The organism is Allobosea sp. (assembly GCF_030695125.1).
Lineage (GTDB): Bacteria > Pseudomonadota > Alphaproteobacteria > Rhizobiales > Beijerinckiaceae > Allobosea.
This window is the reverse complement of the sequence record NZ_JAUYTP010000029.1, coordinates 378,344-396,232: the sequence shown is the minus strand read 5'-3', so window position 1 is coordinate 396,232 and position 17,889 is coordinate 378,344. Positions and strand designations below refer to the sequence as shown.

Annotated in this window: 20 protein-coding genes; 10 read left to right on the top strand and 10 right to left on the bottom strand. The window is 67.9% G+C overall.

Features of this window, described 5'->3' with window-relative positions; translation table 11 throughout:
• Nucleotides 1-86: 86 nt before the first annotated feature.
• Nucleotides 87-1,058, top strand: coding sequence for a KpsF/GutQ family sugar-phosphate isomerase (locus tag Q8S38_RS10325; RefSeq protein ID WP_305680330.1), 972 nt, complete (start codon nt 87-89; stop codon nt 1,056-1,058).
• A gap of 126 nt (nt 1,059-1,184) precedes the next feature.
• On the opposite strand, the gene Q8S38_RS10320 is transcribed toward Q8S38_RS10325, so the two are convergent.
• From Q8S38_RS10320 to Q8S38_RS10300, 5 genes are read right to left on the bottom strand one after another with little or no spacing between them, the layout of a single operon-like run.
• Nucleotides 1,185-1,583 (bottom strand): nitrile hydratase accessory protein, encoded by a 399-nt coding sequence (locus Q8S38_RS10320; RefSeq protein ID WP_305680329.1) that lies wholly within the window; start codon nt 1,581-1,583, stop codon nt 1,185-1,187.
• Entirely contained in the window at nt 1,570-2,229 is a 660-nt protein-coding gene (nthB, locus tag Q8S38_RS10315) for a nitrile hydratase subunit beta (protein WP_305680328.1), read from the bottom strand. Before nthB ends, Q8S38_RS10320 begins: the two co-directional genes overlap by 14 nt.
• Nucleotides 2,226-2,864 carry a nitrile hydratase subunit alpha gene (nthA, locus tag Q8S38_RS10310; RefSeq protein ID WP_305680327.1) on the bottom strand — a complete coding sequence of 213 codons (639 nt, stop codon included), beginning with the start codon at nt 2,862-2,864 and terminating at the stop codon, nt 2,226-2,228. Before nthA ends, nthB begins: the two co-directional genes overlap by 4 nt.
• Nucleotides 2,865-2,886: 22 nt before the next feature.
• Complete coding sequence (locus tag Q8S38_RS10305) at nt 2,887-4,083, bottom strand: amidase (protein ID WP_069056832.1); 1,197 nt, start codon at nt 4,081-4,083, stop codon at nt 2,887-2,889.
• A 12-nt stretch (nt 4,084-4,095) separates the two neighbouring features.
• Nucleotides 4,096-5,685: a gamma-glutamyltransferase family protein gene (locus tag Q8S38_RS10300; protein ID WP_305680326.1), complete on the bottom strand. Its 1,590-nt coding sequence runs from the start codon at nt 5,683-5,685 to the stop codon at nt 4,096-4,098.
• Nucleotides 5,686-5,821: 136 nt separating this feature from the next.
• Between Q8S38_RS10300 and Q8S38_RS10295 the strand changes: the two genes are divergently transcribed.
• Nucleotides 5,822-6,061, top strand: a complete 240-nt coding sequence (locus tag Q8S38_RS10295; RefSeq protein WP_305680325.1) for a hypothetical protein — start codon at nt 5,822-5,824, stop codon at nt 6,059-6,061.
• A gap of 18 nt (nt 6,062-6,079) precedes the next feature.
• Here Q8S38_RS10295 and Q8S38_RS10290 read toward each other — a convergent pair whose 3' ends face one another.
• The 3 genes from Q8S38_RS10290 to Q8S38_RS10280 all read right to left on the bottom strand — a co-directional run bounded on the left by Q8S38_RS10290 (nt 6,080) and on the right by Q8S38_RS10280 (nt 9,824).
• Nucleotides 6,080-6,445: a DUF1850 domain-containing protein gene (locus tag Q8S38_RS10290; protein ID WP_305680324.1), complete on the bottom strand. Its 366-nt coding sequence runs from the start codon at nt 6,443-6,445 to the stop codon at nt 6,080-6,082.
• Nucleotides 6,446-6,475: 30 nt separating this feature from the next.
• Nucleotides 6,476-8,779 (bottom strand): TRAP transporter permease, encoded by a 2,304-nt coding sequence (locus tag Q8S38_RS10285; protein WP_305680323.1) that lies wholly within the window; start codon nt 8,777-8,779, stop codon nt 6,476-6,478.
• A gap of 76 nt (nt 8,780-8,855) precedes the next feature.
• The gene (locus tag Q8S38_RS10280) at nt 8,856-9,824 is read right to left on the bottom strand and encodes a TAXI family TRAP transporter solute-binding subunit (RefSeq protein ID WP_305680322.1); all 969 of its coding nucleotides are present in this window, start codon (nt 9,822-9,824) and stop codon (nt 8,856-8,858) included.
• Nucleotides 9,825-10,070: 246 nt separating this feature from the next.
• Between Q8S38_RS10280 and Q8S38_RS10275 the strand changes: the two genes are divergently transcribed.
• Complete coding sequence (locus Q8S38_RS10275; protein ID WP_305680321.1) at nt 10,071-11,690, top strand: OpgD/OpgG family glucan biosynthesis protein; 1,620 nt, start codon at nt 10,071-10,073, stop codon at nt 11,688-11,690.
• A 6-nt stretch (nt 11,691-11,696) separates the two neighbouring features.
• Here the strand turns inward: Q8S38_RS10275 and Q8S38_RS10270 are convergent, their stop codons facing one another.
• Nucleotides 11,697-11,954, bottom strand: a complete 258-nt coding sequence (locus tag Q8S38_RS10270; protein ID WP_305680320.1) for a BrnA antitoxin family protein — start codon at nt 11,952-11,954, stop codon at nt 11,697-11,699.
• Nucleotides 11,951-12,187 (bottom strand): BrnT family toxin, encoded by a 237-nt coding sequence (locus tag Q8S38_RS10265; RefSeq protein ID WP_305680319.1) that lies wholly within the window; start codon nt 12,185-12,187, stop codon nt 11,951-11,953. The genes Q8S38_RS10270 and Q8S38_RS10265 overlap by 4 nt, the downstream gene beginning before the upstream one ends.
• Before the next feature lie 134 nt (nt 12,188-12,321).
• On the opposite strand from Q8S38_RS10265, the gene Q8S38_RS10260 reads away from it, so the two are divergent.
• The 7 genes from Q8S38_RS10260 (at nt 12,322) to Q8S38_RS10230 (ending at nt 17,843) form a co-directional block, all read left to right on the top strand.
• Entirely contained in the window at nt 12,322-12,447 is a 126-nt protein-coding gene (locus Q8S38_RS10260; protein WP_305680318.1) for a hypothetical protein, read from the top strand.
• 2 nt (nt 12,448-12,449) lie between these two features.
• Nucleotides 12,450-13,199 carry a zinc ABC transporter ATP-binding protein AztA gene (gene aztA, locus Q8S38_RS10255; protein WP_305680317.1) on the top strand — a complete coding sequence of 250 codons (750 nt, stop codon included), beginning with the start codon at nt 12,450-12,452 and terminating at the stop codon, nt 13,197-13,199.
• A gap of 174 nt (nt 13,200-13,373) precedes the next feature.
• The gene (locus Q8S38_RS10250) at nt 13,374-14,249 is read left to right on the top strand and encodes a metal ABC transporter permease (RefSeq protein WP_305680316.1); all 876 of its coding nucleotides are present in this window, start codon (nt 13,374-13,376) and stop codon (nt 14,247-14,249) included.
• Nucleotides 14,250-14,286: 37 nt separating this feature from the next.
• On the top strand, nt 14,287-15,234 hold the full coding sequence (locus tag Q8S38_RS10245; protein WP_305680315.1) for a metal ABC transporter substrate-binding protein: 948 nt from the start codon (nt 14,287-14,289) through the stop codon (nt 15,232-15,234).
• Nucleotides 15,235-15,493: 259 nt separating this feature from the next.
• Nucleotides 15,494-16,456, top strand: coding sequence for a CobW family GTP-binding protein (locus Q8S38_RS10240; RefSeq protein WP_305680314.1), 963 nt, complete (start codon nt 15,494-15,496; stop codon nt 16,454-16,456).
• Nucleotides 16,457-16,544: 88 nt separating this feature from the next.
• Entirely contained in the window at nt 16,545-17,555 is a 1,011-nt protein-coding gene (locus Q8S38_RS10235) for a WD40 repeat domain-containing protein (protein WP_305680313.1), read from the top strand.
• Between the two features lie 9 nt (nt 17,556-17,564).
• Nucleotides 17,565-17,843, top strand: coding sequence for a hypothetical protein (locus tag Q8S38_RS10230; RefSeq protein WP_305680312.1), 279 nt, complete (start codon nt 17,565-17,567; stop codon nt 17,841-17,843).
• The last annotated feature ends 46 nt before the right edge of the window (nt 17,844-17,889 follow it).

Sequence of the window (17,889 nt, the reverse complement as noted above, 5' to 3'; positions counted from 1 at the left end):
GAATGCGGTTAACGGGGCGTCAACGCATGGCGGGTCCGAGGGCCGATGCTGGCAAGCCGGGCGTTCCCTGTGCTAGAGCGCGCGCCATGACAGCCGATATCCGCGCCTCCGCGCTCCGCACCATCGCCACCGAGCGCGCCGGGCTCGACACGCTCCACGCCGCGCTCGGCAATGGCCTGGGCGAGCCCTTCGGCGCCGCCGTCGCGATGATCCAGGCCGCGGGCGGGCGCGTCGTCGTCTCCGGCATGGGCAAGTCCGGCCATGTCGGGCGCAAGATCGCTGCGACCCTGGCCTCGACCGGTACGCCCGCGCATTTCGTCCACCCGGCCGAGGCCAGCCATGGCGATCTCGGCATGGTGCAGCCCAATGACGTCGTCATCGCGCTGTCCTGGTCGGGCGAGACGGCGGAGCTTGCCGCCATCGTCGCGCATACGCGGCGCTTCCGGGTCGGCCTGATCGCGATCACCGCCAATGCCGACAGCGCGCTCGGCCGCGAGGCGGATGTGACGCTGCTCCTGCCGAAGGCGGAGGAAGCCTGCCCGAACGGGCTCGCGCCGACCACCTCGACGACGATGCAGATGGCGTTGGGCGATGCGCTGGCGGTGGCGCTGCTCGAGGCGCGCGGCTTCTCGCGGCAGGATTTCTTCGTTTACCACCCCGGCGGCAAGCTCGGCGCGCAGCTCAAGACGGTCGCCAGCATCATGCATCGCGATGCGGCGCTGCCGATCGTGGGGCTCGACGCCGCGGTGGCCGACGTGGTCGCGATGATCTCGGCCAAGGGCTTCGGCTGCGCCATCGTGATCGATGCGGATGGAGCGCTGGCCGGCGTCGTCACCGATGGCGATCTGCGCCGCAAGCTGATGGGCGGCGGTCTTGCCCAGCGGGCGCGGGACGTGATGAGCGCCAACCCCCGCCGCATCGCGCCCGACGCGCTGGCGGGCGAGGCGCTGGAGATGGTCAACCGGCTGCGCATCACCGCGCTGATCGTCGCCGATTCAGATCAGCGGCCGGTCGGGCTCGTGCATGTGCATGATCTCTTGTCGCTCGGGGTGGCGTAACCGGGCGATCCGTCCCACTCCAGCCCTCATCCTGAGGAGCAAGCCGGCAGGCTTGCGTCTCGAAGGATGTTCCAGATGTGACCGGGGCCTCCTGGAGCATCCTTCGAGACGCTGCTTCGCAGCTCCTCAGGATGAGGACTGAGGGGGCTGCGGATCGTTCTCGATCAGGATCGGCCGTCCATGCGGCGTCGCCTCGGCTGCCCGCGCCCATGACGCCGCCAGGCTGTCGATGCCGTCATGCGAGGCGAGGCCCTTCTCGATGAGCAGGTGCTCCAGCGCCTCGCACCAGCGCTCGTAATAATCAGAGCCGTCGCGGCAGCCGCCTTTGGCCAGCGCCTCGCGGATCTCAGTGCCGAGCGCCTGCGCCCATTCCTCGGCCGTGAAGATTCCGCGCTCCTGCAACTGCACGACGAGCGCGAAGACCATAGCCTGCCAGGGCTCGGCGAAGACCGGGCCGTCGGCATCGCGCGGGATCGGCGTGTCGGCGGCGAGCGCGACTGCGTGGTTTGCGTCAGGCCGGTTCAAGATAGCTCTCCCAGGCCTCGATCGAGACCGATGATGTCGGGTCGGCGTCGCGGCCCCAGAGTTCGGGGCCGCTGAAGACGACCGTGTAGAGCCATTGCGCCGTCTCGGGCAGCCCCTGCGCGCCGGTGTCGGGGAAGACATGGCAGCCGGTGATCCGCTCGATCACGCCGGCCTTGCCGCGGGCATAGCGCGGCAGGCGGGTGTGGTGCTGCGGGTGCATCATGATGGTGCGGACCGCATCGCCGACGGCGAAGCGCGCCGGGGCCTCCGCCTCGCGCTCATAGGGGAAGCCGCGGCGCAGAACGTTGGCGACCTCCTCGCCCTTGAGGACGCGCTTGGGCGTCTTCGCCGGTGCGAGCGGCTGGCCCTGCTCCAGCTCCTCGGGCGTGACAAAGCCCTTCTCGACCAGCATCCGGTTCAGCCCGGCGAGCCAGATCTCGTAATAGGAGGAGGAGAGATACTGCGCCGGCGGCAGGCTCTCGCGGGCGGCGCGGATGCCATCGATCGTCCAGGCGCCCATGGCGCCGGCCGCGACATTGATCGCCAGAACGCGCTTCTCCCAGTCTGCATGGAAGATCGGCTCGTCAGTTTCGGGGCGCACGGGGCCGAAGCCCATCTGCCCGCCGAGGTCCTGGGCGCCGTTCATGACGCAGTCTCCCCGTCAGCATCTTGCACCCGCGGCAGCCCGGTGCCGATCATCGCATCGCGGTTGACGATGGAAGCGAGCTTCTCCTCCGACCAGCCCTCGGTCCCGGCCGGGCGCATGGGTATGACGAGGAAGCGCGTCTCGGCGGTCGAATCCCAGACGCGGATGCGCTGGCCTTGCGGCAGCGTCAGTCCGAAATCGGCGAGCGTGCCGCGCGGGTCGAGCACCGCCTTGGATCGATAGGGCGGGGATTTGTACCAGACCGGCGGCAGGCCGAGCAGCGGCCACGGATAGCAGGAGCACAGCGTGCAGACGATCAGGTTGTGCTCTTGCGGGGTGTTGAAGCAGGCGACGGTGTGCTCGCCGCCGCGCCCGCCGAAGCCGAGCTCGGCGACGGCCGCCGTGCCGTCCGCCTTCAGCCGCGCCGCGAAGGCGGGATCAGTCCAGGCGCGCGCCACGACGCGGGCGCCGTTGCGCGGGCCGATCTTGGTCTCATAGATGTCGACGATGACGTCGAGCGCGGCCGGATCGACATAACCCTTCGCCACCATCAGCGATTCCAGCGCCTTCACCCGCGCCTCGATCGGGGTGAAGTGGTTGTCGTGATCGTGGTCGTGATGGTGGTCGCCGCTCATGGGCTTTCTCCCGTCCGGACCATCAGGCGATCCGCACCCGCGCGGCGCGCTCGAAGGTCGTGGCGAAGGCGATCAGCGACTTGTCCGAGCCCTTCGGCCCGAGCAGCGACAGGCCCAGCGGAGCACCCTCGCGCCGTGCGACCGGCACCGTCACCTGCGGAAAGCCCGAGAGGCCGCCGAGGCAGAGCAGGCGCAGCGCGCGGTTGCGGAAATCGTCGAGCTGGTCTTCCGGCGCGCTGACGAGCGGGGCGATGTCGGGCACGGTCGGCAGGATCAGCACCCCGTCCTGGCCGAGCAGCTTGGCCAGCCGCGTGCGGAAGGCCTTGCGGACGGCCTCGCCCTTGGCGTGGTCGGCATCGGTGATCGCCTTGGAGAAGGCGAAGCGCTCGGTCACGCCGGGCCCCAGCGGCATGGCCAGGCGTTCGATCAGCGCGCCGTCGGCCGCCCAGGCCTCGCGGCCCTGCAGCCAGCGGAAGGCCCAGTACAGCGCATCGAGATCGCGCACCGCCTTCACCGTCTCGGGCTCGCCGAGCTGCGGCACGATGCGCTGGACGACGTTGCGCAGGATCGTCTCCGCCTCCGGGACGGCCTGGGCGAAGAGGTCGTCGGCCAGCAGCAGCCGCGGGGTCACCGGCAAGGCGAGCTTGTCCTTGCCGAGCAGCACCTCGCCGACGCGGGCGAAGACCTCGCCGTCCCGCGCGAACCAGCCCGCGGTGTCGAACGAGTCGGCCAGCGGCCAGGCCCGCTTCAGCGAGATCCGGCCATGGCTCGGGCGGATGCCGAAGAGGCCGCAATAGCTGGCGGGCGCCCGCACGGAGCCGCCCGTGTCGGAGCCGAGCCCGATATCGGCGAGCCGCCCGGCGACGGCCGCCGCTGAGCCCGAGGAGGAGCCGCCGGTGATGCGATCCGGCGCCGCCGGATTGATGGGGGAGCCGAAATGCGCGTTCTTGCCGTTCAGCGAGAAAGCGAGCTCGTCGGTATGGGTCTTGCCGACGAAGCGGGCGCCGGCCTCGAGCAGCGCCTTCACCACCGGCGCGGTCTTGGTCTTGATGCCGGACTGGGCGAGGACGAGCGGCGAGCCGGCCCCTGTCGGGTAGCCCTTGACGTCGTAGAGGTCCTTCACCGCCAGCGTCAGCCCCGCGAGCGGGCCGGTCGGCGCGTGTTTCACGGGCGCCTGCGGATAGGGAACGAAGCAGCGGAACGGATCGTCGACGAGCATGGTGGTCACCCCTTAGCAGCCCTTGGCATCACCGTCGGAGCGCGGATCATGCGTCGCCTCGACATGGCCCTTCGGGTGCTTGACCAGCATGCCCGCATGACCGAACTGGTCGGAATAGGCTTCCGAATACTCCTCGACCGGATGCCCGGCGCCGGTCAGGCGGGCGAGCAGCATCGGGTCGAAGCGGCTTTCGAGCTTGAGCGAGAGCGAGCCCGCGCCCCAGGTCCGGCCGAAGAGCCAGCGCGGCGCGTCGACGGCGGCCGCTGGGCTCTGGCCGAGGCGGTAGCGCGACAGGATCTGAGCCTGGAACTGGGGCTGGCCGTCGCCGCCCATCGCGCCATAGGACATGATGCGGCCGTCGTCGAAGCGGGCAAGCGCCGGGTTCAGCGTATGGAACGGCTTGCGGCCCGGCTGCAGCGGGTTCAGCGCCTTGGCGTCGAGCGAGAAGGAGACGCCGCGGTTTTGCCAGTTGATGCCGGTGCGCGGCAGGATGCAGCCCGAGCCATATTCCCAGTAGATCGACTGGATATAGGAGACGGCCAGGCCCGAGCCGTCGATCGCGCCCATCCAGACCGTGTCGCCCTCGCCGGTCTTGAACGGCCAGGCGGCGGCGCGCTTCCGGTCGATCGCGGCGGCCTCGCGGGCGAAGACAGCGTCGGTCAGGACGCTCTCGGGATCCACCGTCGCGAAGGCCGGGTCGGTGACGATCCTGTCCCTGATCGCAAACGCGCGCTTGGTCGCCTCGACCAGACCGTGATGGTGGTCGAAACCCTCGGCGCGGGCGACGCCGAGCTTCTCGAAGATGCCAAGGATCATCAGTGCCGCCACCCCTTGGGTCGGCGGGGCGCAGTTGTAAACGCTCAACCCCGGCAGCCTGATCGAGAGCGGGGGAACGATGCGGGCCCGGTACGCCTGCAAATCCGCGCGGGTCACGGGTGCGCCGATCCTGTCGAGATCGGCGGCGATCTCGCGGCCGATATCGCCACGGTAGAAATCGGACAGGCCGGCATCGGCGAGCTGGCGGAAGGTCGCGCCGAGCGCTTCGGGCTTGCGCCGCGCACCCGCCTTGGGCTGCTCCCCGCCCGGCCAGAAGAAGTCGCTGAAACCGATCGCCTCCTTCACCGCCTCGACCTGCTGCGGCCAGGTCCGCAGTTCGGAGGGCGAAACCTCATAGCCTTCGTCGCAGTGGCGGATGGCGTCGGCCAGCAGATCCTTCAGCGGCATGCGGCCGCCGAGCGCCGTCGAGAGCGACAGCGCCGCCTCCCAGCCACTGACCGCGCCCGCGACCGTCAGCGCCGAGTCCGGCCCGCGCTGGGGGATGACGTCGTAGCCTTTCTCGCGGTAGCGATCGATGGTGGCGAGCGCTCCGGCCGACCCGCAGGCTTCGATCGCGTGGATCTTGCCGCCGGGCTCGTGGACCAGCCAGAAACCGTCGCCGCCGATCGCGTTCATATGGGGGTAGACGACCGAGATGGTCGCGGCCATCGCAACCATCGCCTCGATGGCGTTGCCGCCCTCGGCGAGAATGGCGCGCCCGGCTTCCGAGGCGAGATGGTGGGGCGCGGCGCAGGCTGCCGAACCGAAGACAGGCGTATCGATCATCAGGGTCTTTTCAAGCTTGGCGGGAGCAACCATTTCAGCCGGACGGCGCGATTTTGTTGCATGCTGGAGCCGGCTTCGCTAGAGCTTGCGCCCGAAAAGTGGCATCTCCCGCGCGCCACGACCGAGGACTGACGACATGGCCGCAAGGCGCACCAACTGGCGCAACCTGATCATGGTGGTTTCGCTGGGCATCCTGATCGCCGTCGAACTCTTCGGCGTCGCGCTGGCTTCGGGCTGGGCGCTGGCGGGTCTGTTCGAGCTCGGTCCGATCATCAGCTATGCGCTGATGGCAGTGTTCTCGGGCTTCGCGGCTTATGGAATGCTCAATCTGATGCGCCGCGTGATCAAGGTCGAGCGGCTGACCGAAGGCGGCTGAGCCTTCAGGGGCAGGCCCTCAGGAGCAGCGCTTCAGAACCACCGGATCGGCTTCAGGCGGGAGATAGTCCCCCATCGGCCGGCAGGCGCCAGGCACACAGACCTGCCAATCGGCAGTGGCGCCCGAGCGGCGCATGACGATCTCGCTTTGGGGCGGGAGTGCCGGCCTCCAGCGCCAGAACCCCTCGATGAGCTTAGCCTCCGGCGGCGCCTCCATGCCGGCGCCCGAGCCCTGGATGCGCGCCTCCGTCATCACGAGCCCGGCGGGCGTGTCCCGCCAGACCTCCTCCCACAGCGTTTTCTGAACCGAATGACGCCAGGCGAGCGTGATCTCGCCCGCGCCCAGCGACACCATGAGAGCGCCGGCCGCCAGGCAGAGGCTCATCTGCGCGACAAGCTCATGCCCGGGCCCGGCTCATGCGGCGACGCGCTCTGCCGTCCGGGCGCGCCAGAGATGCAGGCCGATCAGGAGTGCGGCCAGGCCGAAGCCGATCTCGTCGGTGATCGGCAGCGCCGTCACCAGCGAGCCCGCTGCGGCGGCCGCGAGCAGCCGCTCCCACACCGCCATGTCGCGCTTCAGGAAGCCGATCGTCGCCGCGCCCCAGAGCGTGATCGCCAGGAGCGCCTTGCCGATGATGTAGGCTGCGCCCACCACATAGGCGAAGCCCGTGACGCCCTGCACCGGCTGCAGCATCAGGGCGGGGTCGTAGACCGCCATGAACGGGATGACGAAGCCGGCCATGGCGATCTTCACGGCCTGGAACGAGATCTTGAAGCCGGATTCCTTGGCGATGGGCGCCGCCGCGAAGGCGGCCAGCGCCACAGGCGGCGTCAGGTCCGCCATGATGCCGAAATAGAACACGAACATGTGGCTGACGATCAGCGGCACGCCGAGTTTGAGCAGGATCGGCGCGGCGATCGAGGAGGTGATGATGTAGTTGGGGATCGTCGGGATGCCCATGCCGAGGATCAGGCTGACGATCATGGTCAGCACCAGCGCCAGGAACAGCGACTTCTCGCCGACCGCGACGACCGCGTTGCCGAAGATCGTGCCGACGCCGGTCAGCGTCATCGTGCCGATGACGATGCCGACCACGGCGCAGGCGACGCCGACCGGGATAGCCTGGCGCGCACCGTCGGCGAGCGCCTCGCGGCACGCGGCGACCGTCTCGGCGCCGCCCCGCGTCATCAGGCTGGCGAGGATGAGCAGCAGCACCACCCCGACCATGACCAGGATGCCGTACCAGAAGAAGAAGGCGCAGAGCAGGCCGAGTCCGACCCAGAACAGCACCCGCAGCGCGATCGGCCCGATCCCCAGCGCCAGCGAGCCGCCCAGGATCAGCACCACGGTGAGCGCCAGGCCGACCGAGCCGGAGAAGAGCGGTGTGTAGCCGGAGAAGAGCAGGTAGACGAGCACCGCCAGCGGCAGGATCAGGTACCATTTCGTCGCCAGCGCCTTGCTGGCGCTCGGCAATTCCTCGCGCGGCAGGCCGACCAGCCCGCGCTTTCCGGCTTCCAGATGCACGGCGAGGAAGGCCGCCGTGTAGTAGAGGATCGCCGGCACGATCGCCGCCTGGACGATTTCGGCATAGGGCACGTCGATCGTCTCGGCCATGATGAAGGCGACCGCGCCCATCACAGGCGGCATGATCTGCCCGCCCATCGAGGCGGTGGCCTCGACGCCGCCGGCGAAGGCGGCGCGGTAGCCGAAACGCTTCATCAGCGGAATGGTGAACTGGCCGGTCGAGACGACGTTCGCCACGCCCGACCCCGAGATCGTGCCCATCATCGCCGATGAGAAGACGGCGACCTTGGCCGGTCCGCCGCGGGCGCTGCCGAACAGCCCCATGGCGATGTCGGTGAAGAGCTGGATCATGCCGGCCCGCTCCAGGAAGGACCCGAACAGGATGAACAGGAAGATGAAGGTGGCCGAAACCCCGGTCGGGGTGGCGTAGAGGCCCTCCGTGCCGAAGGCCATGTGCTCGATCACCTGTTCGAGCGAATAGCCGCGATGGTTCAGCGGCGCCGGCAGCCATTGCCCGAACAGGCAATAGGCCAGGAAAAGCCCCGAGACGATCGGCAGGGCCGGCCCCATGAAACGCCAGCAGATGATGAAGAGCACGGCAATCGCGCTGATGCCGACGACGAGATCGGCCGGCGTGACCTCGCCGGCGCGCGCCACGAGTTCCTCATAGAGAGCCCAGTGATAGAGCCCGATGACGAAGCCGATGCCGGCGAGCGACCAGGCCAGGATGCGGGCAGTCGTGGTTTCGCTCTTGTGCTGGGCCAGCAGACCGCCGGCAACCAGGCAGAGGAATCCGACATGCAGCGTCCGCAGGATCTGGTTGGGCAGCGAGCCGCCGAAGCGGGCGAGAAGCTCGACCACGACGACGATGGGAATCCAGGCGAGCAGCATGCCGAGATAGGGCCGTGACCGGACGGCCTGAACGACGATCCAGACCAGCCAGACCGCCATTGTCGCGCGCAGGACATCGACCAGGGTGATGCCAATGAGCCGGTGGTCGAGCGGGACGTTGAAGGCGGTGGCGATCTGGAAGAGCGAGAAGGCGACCGCGATCCAGAACAGCAGCCGGCCCTGCCAGCCGGGTCCGAAGCCGGGGGGAAGCCCATGCTCGGGATCGACGATGACCGCAGGCGACTGCGTGTGAACGCCGCCGATATCGGGCACTGCCAGAGGCTGCGTCTCGTCTTTGCTCATGGTCACGTCTTCCGCTCAGAGAAAAGGCGAGGCCGGATGAACCGGCCCCGCCCGTCAGATTGGCTGCAGGATCGGCTCAGGAGCCGACCTTCAGGCCCTTTTCCTTGAAGTAGCGCACCGCGCCCGGATGCAGCGGGATCGGCATGCCCTCCAGCGCGCCTTCGAGCTTGATCGAGCGCGCGGCGGCGTGGGCGGCGCCGAGATCGCCGAGGTTTTCGTAGATGGCCTTGGTCATCTCGTAGACGGTCTCTTCCTTCATGCCCTCATGGGTCACGAGGTAGTTCATCACCGCCGCGGCGGGGACCGCTGTCGTCTGGCCGGTATAGGTATTGGCCGGGATCGCGGCCTTGACGAAGGGCGGGCCGGCCTTCTCGACGGCGGCCGCCGGCACTTCGACGACGACGATCTCGACCGAGGTCGCGAGATCGCGCAGCGAGGCAACACCGAGGCCGGCCGATTGCAGCGTGGCGTCGAGCTGGCGGTTCTTCATCAGCTCGACCGATTCGGCGAAGGGCAGGTACTCCACCTTGCTCAGGTCCTTGTAGCTCATGCCGGCGGCGGTGAGAACGGCGCGGGCGTTGAGCTCGGTGCCGGATCGCGGCGCGCCGACCGAGAGGCGCTTGCCCTTGAGATCGGCCAGGGTCTTGATGCCGCTGTCCTTGGACGCGACGATCTGGATGTAATTGGGGTAGATCGCGGTGATGCCGCGCAGCTTCTTCAGCGGGGTCTTGAAGCCGGCCTCCTCGTCACCCGCCCAGGCTGCGGCGAGCGAATCGCCGAGCGTGAAGGCGATCTCGCCCTTGCCCTGCTGGAGCAGCTGCAGGTTCTCGACCGAGGCCTTGGTGGCCTGCACGGTCGGGCGGACATTCTTGATCTTGTCGCCGTAGATTTTCGAGAGCGCGACGCCGAGCGGGTAGTAGACGCCCGAGGTGCCGCCGGTCAGCACGTTGATGAAGTCCTGGGCGCGGGCGCTGGCCGGGGCGAGCGCGATCAGGGCCGCGGTGGCGATGCCGGCGAGTCGCCGGCCGGATACGAACTGTTTCATGAAAACCTCCCGATGAACTGCCGGCCTGGAAAGACCGGTCTTGCTGCATTTGTAAATCACGCCGGCATCGAATTGAAAGCCGCGATCCGCGACTTTCGCGGATGGAGGCCGGTCTGGCGTGACGCTTTCGCCATGATTGCCGTCCATCGAGAGACATTCGCCGCCCGGTTGCCCTTGCGATCGGGACAGGCTAGCCCGATTTCCTGCGACCGTCGTTTCCTCCTCCAGCCCAACGAGCCCGCCCGCATGCAGTCCAGCGCCCGTCCGCCCCGCCCCGACCGCCGCCTGCTGCTGGCCGGCGCCAGTGCGACAGCGGCGCTGGCCGCGCTCGGCTTTTCGCCGCAGGCGCTGGCGCAGCAGGGCCTGCGTCTCGGCGAGACCGAGGCGTTCAGCTTCGAGGCCCTGAAGGCGCGCGCCCGCGAGATGGCGTCGCGGCCCTATCAGGCGCCGCCGAGCCCGCGCCCCGACGTGCTGGAACGGATCGACTACGACGCCCATGGCAAGATCCGCTTCAAGCCGGAGACGGCGTTGTGGGCGGACGGGCCTTCGCCCTGGCCGGTGACCTTCTTCCATCTCGGCCGCTTCTTCCAGAAGCCGGTGCGGATGCATGTGCTCGACGCCGGCCGGGCGCGCGAGATCGTCTATGACGAGAGCTATTTCGAGATGCCCCAGGATTCGCCGGCGCGCGAGCTGCCGCGGGGCGCGGGCTTTGCCGGTTTCCGCTTCCAGGAGAGCCGCTCGGGACATCCCGGCCGCAAGGGCGAGAAGCTCGACTGGCAGAAGAACGACTGGGTCGCCTTCCTCGGTGCCTCCTATTTCCGCGCCATCGGCGAACTCTACCAGTATGGCCTCTCGGCGCGCGGGCTGGCGATCGACCCCGCTGTCGGCGGCAAGGCCGAGGAATTTCCCGACTTCACCCATATCTGGCTGGAGACGCCGCAGCCCGGCGCCGAGCATGTCGTGGTCTACGCGCTGCTCTCGGGGCCGAGCGTGGCGGGCGCCTATCGCTTCCGCATGCACCGCGGCAAAGGCGTGACGATGGAGATCGAGACCGAGATCCATCTCCGCAAGGACGTGGAGCGGCTCGGCATCGCGCCTTTGACCTCGATGTACTGGTACTCCGAGAAGGCCAAGGCGACCGCGGTCGACTGGCGCCCCGAAGTGCATGATTCCGACGGTCTCGCGCTTTGGACCGGCACGGGCGAGCGCGCTCTGCGGCCGCTCAACAACCCGTCGCGGACGATGGTGTCCTCCTTCATGGACGAGAACCCGCGCGGCTTCGGGCTGATGCAGCGCGATCGCGAAATCGGGCATTACCTCGACGGCGTGTTCTACGAGCGCCGGCCGAGCCTCTGGGTCGAGACGCAAGGGTCCTGGGGCAAGGGCGCCGTCCAGCTGATCGAGATCCCGACCGACGACGAGATCCACGACAACATCGTCGCGATGTGGGTGCCGGCCGGCCCGGCGAAGGCCGGCGCATCCTATGCCCTGCGCTACAAGCTGCACTGGCTCGCCGACGAGCCGTTCCCGACGCCGCTCGGCCGCGTCGTCGCGACGAGGCTCGGCAATGGCGGCCAGCCCGGCACGACCCGCCCCAAGGGCGTGCGCAAATTCATGATCGAGTTCAGGGGCCCGGCGCTGGAGGCCATCCCCTTCGGCGTGAAGCCGGAGGTCGTGCTCTCGGCCTCGCGCGGGTCGTTTTCCTACATCTTCGCCGAAGCCGTGCCCAACGACGTGCCCGGGCATTGGCGGGCGCAGTTCGACCTCACGGTGGAGGGCCAGGACCCCGTCGAGATGCGCTGCTTCATGAAGGCGGGCGACACGGTCCTGACCGAGACCTGGCTGTATCAGTATCTGCCGTTCTGAGGCTGTTTACCCCGCCTTGCGCAGCGCCTCGTTGATCCGCGCCTGCCAGCCGGGGCCCGTCGCGCGAAAGCGTTCGATGATATCGGCATCGAGCCGCAAGGTGATCTGCTGCTTGGGTGTTGCAACCCTGGGCCTTCCCCGGCCGCGTCGGGTCAACACGCCGCCGTCGTGAACATCCGCGCCATCAAACCATTCATCCGTCAGTTCGGGTGCGTCGTCGGGGTCAACCCAGGCGGCTTTGGTATCTTGCTTGTTCGCGCTCATTGGCTTTCCTCATACTGATGATGCGGCGCGCGCTGCCACGACAAGTCCACACCATGACGAACGATCTGACCGTCGAGCCGGCCTGCGGTCACGAAGCGCTCCTCGCCATAGTCGATCCGCTGGTCTGGCTGCGTGAATGTCTTGGCAGCGAAAACTTCTGCGGCTCTGGCGAAATCCAGCCCGCGCTCCTGCAGCGTGGCGTCGCGTTTGGCGCTGTCGAAGACGATATCCACGATTATATGTAACGCCATTAAATCTGTTGGGCAATGTGCCGGCAGATGCCCCGCGCGCACTCTCAGTCCGCTTGCCCATCGGCCTGCGTAACATTATATCATCGCGTATGGCCCATCTTGATCACGCGCACGCGATGTCCCACGCCGTCCCGGAAACTCCGGGCTGGTCGCTGCTACGCCTGTCGGCGGCGGCGCGCGTCGGGCTGGCTGCGGGCATCGTCGCGCTGCTCTGGGTGGTGACCTTCGCCGTGATCGCGTGACGATGGGAACGTCTGCCGTGTCCGCCATCCGCCTCACCGATCTGACGCTGGGCTATGACCGCCATCCAGCCGTGCATCATCTCTCGGGCGAGATCGCCTCGGGCAGCCTGACGGCCATCGTCGGCCCCAACGGTGCCGGCAAGTCGACCCTGCTCAAGGGCATCGCTGGCGCGCTGTCTCCGCTGGACGGCGACATTGCCCTCGCGCGCGGCCGGCGCCTGGCCTATCTGCCGCAATCGGCCGAGCTCGACCGCTCCTTTCCGATCCATGTCTACGATCTCGTCGCGATGGGATTGTGGAACAGCGCCGGCATCTTTGGCGGCATCGGCCGTGGAGCTGCGGCCAAGATCGAGGCGGCCATCGCCGCGGTCGGCCTGACCGGCTTCGAGCGCCGGCCGATCGGCGCGCTCTCCGGCGGGCAGATGCAGCGGGCGCTGTTTGCCCGCCTTCTGCTGCAGGACGCCGACATCATCCTGCTCGATGAGCCCTTCACCGCGATCGATGCGCGCACCACCGCCGATCTTCTGGCCCTGGTCCAGCGCTGGCATGGCGAGAGCCGCACCGTGGTGGCGGTGCTTCACGACATCGAGACGGTGCGCCGCGCCTTCCCGCAGACGCTGCTGCTGGCGCGCGAGACGGTGGCCTGGGGCGAGACCGGCGAGGTCTTGACCGCCGCCAATCTCCTGAAGGCGCGCCGCATGGTCGAGGCCTTCGACAGCCACGCCGCTCCGTGCGAGCGCGACGCGGCGTGAGCCTGATCCGCGTCCGTCGTCTCTGAGAGATCCTATGCCGGGTCATCCCGGGCGACCGAAGGGAGACCCGGGATCCATTCCGGAACCCTTCCTGCCAGCGCTCCGGAATGGGTCCCGGGTCTGCGCTTCGCTCCGCCCGGGACGACGGCGCGTTTGAACTGACCACAGGCTCGCATGCTCTACGACCTCTTCATCGGCCCCTTCGCCGAGTTCGATTTCATGCGCCGGGCGCTGGTCGGCGTCGTCGCCCTGTCGGTGTCGGGCGGCGCGATCGGCGTGTTCCTGATGCTGCGCCGGATGAGCCTGACCGGCGACGCCATGGCCCATGCCATCCTGCCCGGTGCCGCGATCGGCTATCTCGTCGCCGGCTTCTCTTTGCCGGCGATGACGCTGGGCGGGCTCGCGGCGGGCTTTGCGGTGGCGCTCGCGGCCGGCGCCGTGGCGCGTGTCACCGTGATCAAGGAGGATGCGTCGCTGGCCGCCTTCTACCTGATCTCGCTGGCGCTGGGCGTCACCATCGTCTCGCTGCGCGGTTCGGCGGTGGATCTCTTCCATGTCCTCTTCGGCAATGTGCTGGCGCTCGACGACGACGTGCTGATCCTGCTGTCGGGCGTCGCGACTGTGTCCCTTCTGACGCTGGCGGCGCTCTATCGGCCGCTGGTGATGGAATGCGTCGATCCGGGCTTCCTGCGCTCGGTCAGCCGCTCGGGCGGCGTCGTGCATCTGACCTTCCTGGCGCTGGTCGTGCTCAATCTGGTCGCGGGCTTTCATGCGCTGGGCACGCTGCTCGCTGTCGGGCTGATGATGCTGCCGGCGGCGGCCGCACGCTTCTGGACCGCCGACATCACCCGGCTGATCCTGCTCGCCAGCGGCTTCGGCATGGTCGCGGGCTATGCCGGGCTGGTGGTGTCCTATTCGGCGGGCAGCAATCTGCCCGCGGGGCCCGCCATCATCCTCGCGGCGGGAGCCCTTTATCTCGGTTCGCTTCTGATCGGCTCGCAGGGCGGGCTGCTGAGACGCCTCTTGCCTCGCCCGCATCTCAAGGCGTAGTGATGTTATAGTGTTTCATTCTTCGCTGGAGATTCCCATGCCGAACCGTCGCGTCCTGATTGGCGCCTTCGTCGCCGGGCTGCTCTTGGCCCAGGCCCCGATCGCCGCCATCGCCCAGGAAAAACTGCCCGTCGTCGCGAGCTTCTCGATCCTCGGCGATTTCGTGAAGGAGGTCGGTGGCGATCGTGTCGTGCTGACCACGCTGGTCGGGCCCAATGGCGATGCGCATGTCTATTCGCCGACACCCGCGGATGCGAAGGCGATGGCAGGCGCCAAACTGATCGTCGTCAACGGGCTGAAGTTCGAGGGCTGGATGACCCGGCTGATCAAATCGTCGGGCGCAAAGGCGACCGTTGCGACTGCGACGAGCGGCATCACGCCGCTGCAGAACGAAGCCGACGATCACGACCATGGCAAGAAGGACAAGCATGGCCACAACCATGCAGGCCAGGATGATCCGCATGCCTGGCAGAGCGTCGCCAATGCCAGGATCTATGTCGCCAATATCCGCGACGCGCTGGTGAAGGTCGATCCGGCCGGCAAGGAGGCTTACGAGGCCAATGCCACGCGCTATCTGGCGCAGCTCGAGACGCTGGACGGCGAGATCCGCGCCGCCGTTGCGCGCATTCCCGCTGACCGCCGCAAGGCGATCACCTCGCATGACGCCTTCGGTTATTTCGTGAAGGCCTATGGCATCCAGTTCATCGCGCCGCAGGGCGTCTCGACCGAGGCCGAGGCCTCGGCGCGGGATGTCGGGCGCATCATCCGGCAGGTGAAGGCCGAGAAGGTGCCGGCCGTGTTCCTCGAGAACGTCACCAATCCGCGGCTGGTCGAGCAGATCGCGCGCGAAAGCGGCGCCAGGCTCGGCGGACGGATCTACTCCGACGCGCTTTCCGACGCGGCCGGCCCGGCCGGGACTTACATCGCGATGATGAAACACAATATAAGCCAGATCGAAAAGGCGCTCGCCGCCGGCCCGGCCTGAGGACTATCCCAAAGCCACATCGTCATCCCGGACAAGCTGCGAAGCAGCGCCGATCCGAGATCCTTGGACTGCGTCATGGTCGGGCTTGACCCGACCATCTCGAAAACCAGCTCGCTGGTCATGAGATTCTCGGGTCAAGCCCGAGAATGACGCCCTACGATGGATCCCGGAGTTCCGCTTCGCTTCATCCGGATGACGGGCGAGGGTGTGACTTACGGCTGTGCGTCCAGCCGGGACCTTATGTGAAGCAGGATCGACCATGTCCGAGAAAATCCCCGTCACCGTGCTCACCGGCTATCTGGGCGCCGGCAAGACCACGCTGCTGAACCGCATCCTCACCGAGGACCACGGCAAGAAATTCGCCGTGATCGTCAACGAGTTCGGCGAGGCCGGCATCGATGGCGACCTCGTCGTCGGCGCCGACGAGGAGGTCTTCGAGATGAACAATGGCTGCATCTGCTGCACCGTGCGCGGCGATCTGATCCGCATTCTCGACGGGCTGATGAAGCGCAAGGGCAAGTTCGACGCGATTATCGTCGAGACGACGGGCCTGGCCGATCCCGCCCCGGTCGCGCAGACCTTCTTCGTCGACCAGGATGTCGGCGACGCCACCAAGCTCGACGCCGTCATCACCGTGACCGACGCGAAGTGGCTCAGGGACCGGCTGAAGGATGCGCCTGAAGCCAAGAACCAGATCGCCTTCGCCGACGTCATCGTCCTCAACAAGGTCGATCTCGTGACGGCGGAGGAACTCGCCTCGGTCGAGGCCGCGATCCGCGCCATCAACCCCTATGCCAAGCTGCACAAGACGACGCGCTGCGACGTGCCGATCGACCAGCTGCTCGACCGCAACGCCTTCGATCTCGACCGCATTCTCGACATCGAGCCGGACTTCCTCGAATCCGGGCATCACCACCACCATTCCGACGCGGTGCGCTCGATGTCGTTCACGATTCCCGGCGATGTCGATCCCGAGAAGTTCATGCCCTGGATCAACGACATCTCCCAGGCGCAGGGCCCCAACATCCTGCGCTCCAAGGGCATCCTCGCCTTCAAGGGCGAGCCGCGCCGCTTCGTCTTCCAGGGCGTGCACATGATCCTCGACGGCGATCTCCAGCGCGACTGGAAGGACGGCGAGACCCGCTCCTCGCGCCTCGTCTTCATCGGGCGCGACCTCAACGAGAACGAGCTGCGCCAGGGTTTCGAAGCCTGCGCGGCGTGAGCCCTCTGTCATTCCGGGTTCGACCCTTTGGGCCGCCCCGGAATGACAATGATTTGCCAAACACGCGGTCGAAGCTAAAGCGTTGCCCATGAACACGACCACCGCCCCCGTCTCGCTGCGCCAGCATGTCGTCCCCGTCGAGGCCGGGGCGCATGTCGTTGGTGCCCACTGGCTCAAATCGACGCTGGCGCTCGCGCTCGCGGACGGGCGCGTGCTGCGCTGGAGCGACGGCGTCCTCGACTCGACCGAGGTCCATGCCGGCGGCATCCTGTGCACCTGCAGCGATGGCGAGCGGCTGATCACCGGCGGCGATGACGGCCGCGTGGTGGCGACGACGGCCGATGGCGCCTCCACCGAGATCGCCCGCGACGAGAAACGCCGCTGGGTCGACGCGGTGACGGTCTCGGGCTCCGGCAGCATCGCCTGGAACACGGCCAAGACCGTCCATGCGCGCGACGACAAGGGCAGGGTCACGTCGCTTGATGTCGGCACGACGCCGCAGGGGTTGGTCTTCGCGCCGAAGGGTTTTCGGCTCGCGATCGGCCAGATGAACGGGGTGAGCCTCTGGTATCCGGCGACCGAGGCGAAGCCCGAGTTCCTGGAATGGAAGGGCGCCCATCTCGACGTGATGTGGTCGCCGGACGGGCGCTTCGTCGTCTCCTCGATGCCGGAGAACGCGCTGCATGGCTGGAGGCTCGGCGACAAGCCGAGCCATATGAGGATGACCGGCTATCCGGCCAAGCCGCGCTCGCTGTCCTGGTCGCATGATGGGCTCTGGCTGGCATCCAGCGGGGCCGATGCCGCGATCGTCTGGCCGTTCCAGGGCGAGGGGCCGCAGGGCAAGGCACCGCGCGAATGCGGCGCCCGCCACGCCAAGGTCACCCGCGTCGCCTTTCACCCCAAGGCGCTGGTGCTGGCGGTCGGCTATGACGATGGCTGCATCCTGATGATCCGCCTGACCGACGCCTCCGAACTGCTGGTGCGCCCGGCGCTGCGCGATAGCGGCATCACCGCCTTCGCCTGGGACAAGGGTGGCAAACGCCTGGCATTCGGCACGGAAGACGGCGCGGCCGGCGTGCTGACCCTGCCGGCAGCCTAGAGCGCGGCGATGCGGCTGGGCCTCTTCGGCAAGGGTGGCCCCGACAAGGCGCAGGCCGCCGAGCAGGCCGGCCGGATCAAGGCGCTGGTGCGGGAGATCGCCGGGCTGCCCGAGGCGGCCGCCATCGCGGTCAACGAAATCCTCTGCGCCGATCCCGCCTGTCCCGGCACCGAGACGGTGATCCTGGTGATGAATCCCGGCGAGAAGACAAAGGCCGTCAAGCTGGCCATGGCGATGGCGGAGGTGACGCCCGAGGCGCTGCGGGAGGCGCTGTCGAGCGGCGCTTGATGCCGCAGCGGCTGCCATCTGAGGATCTCGCACAACGGCGCCGTCA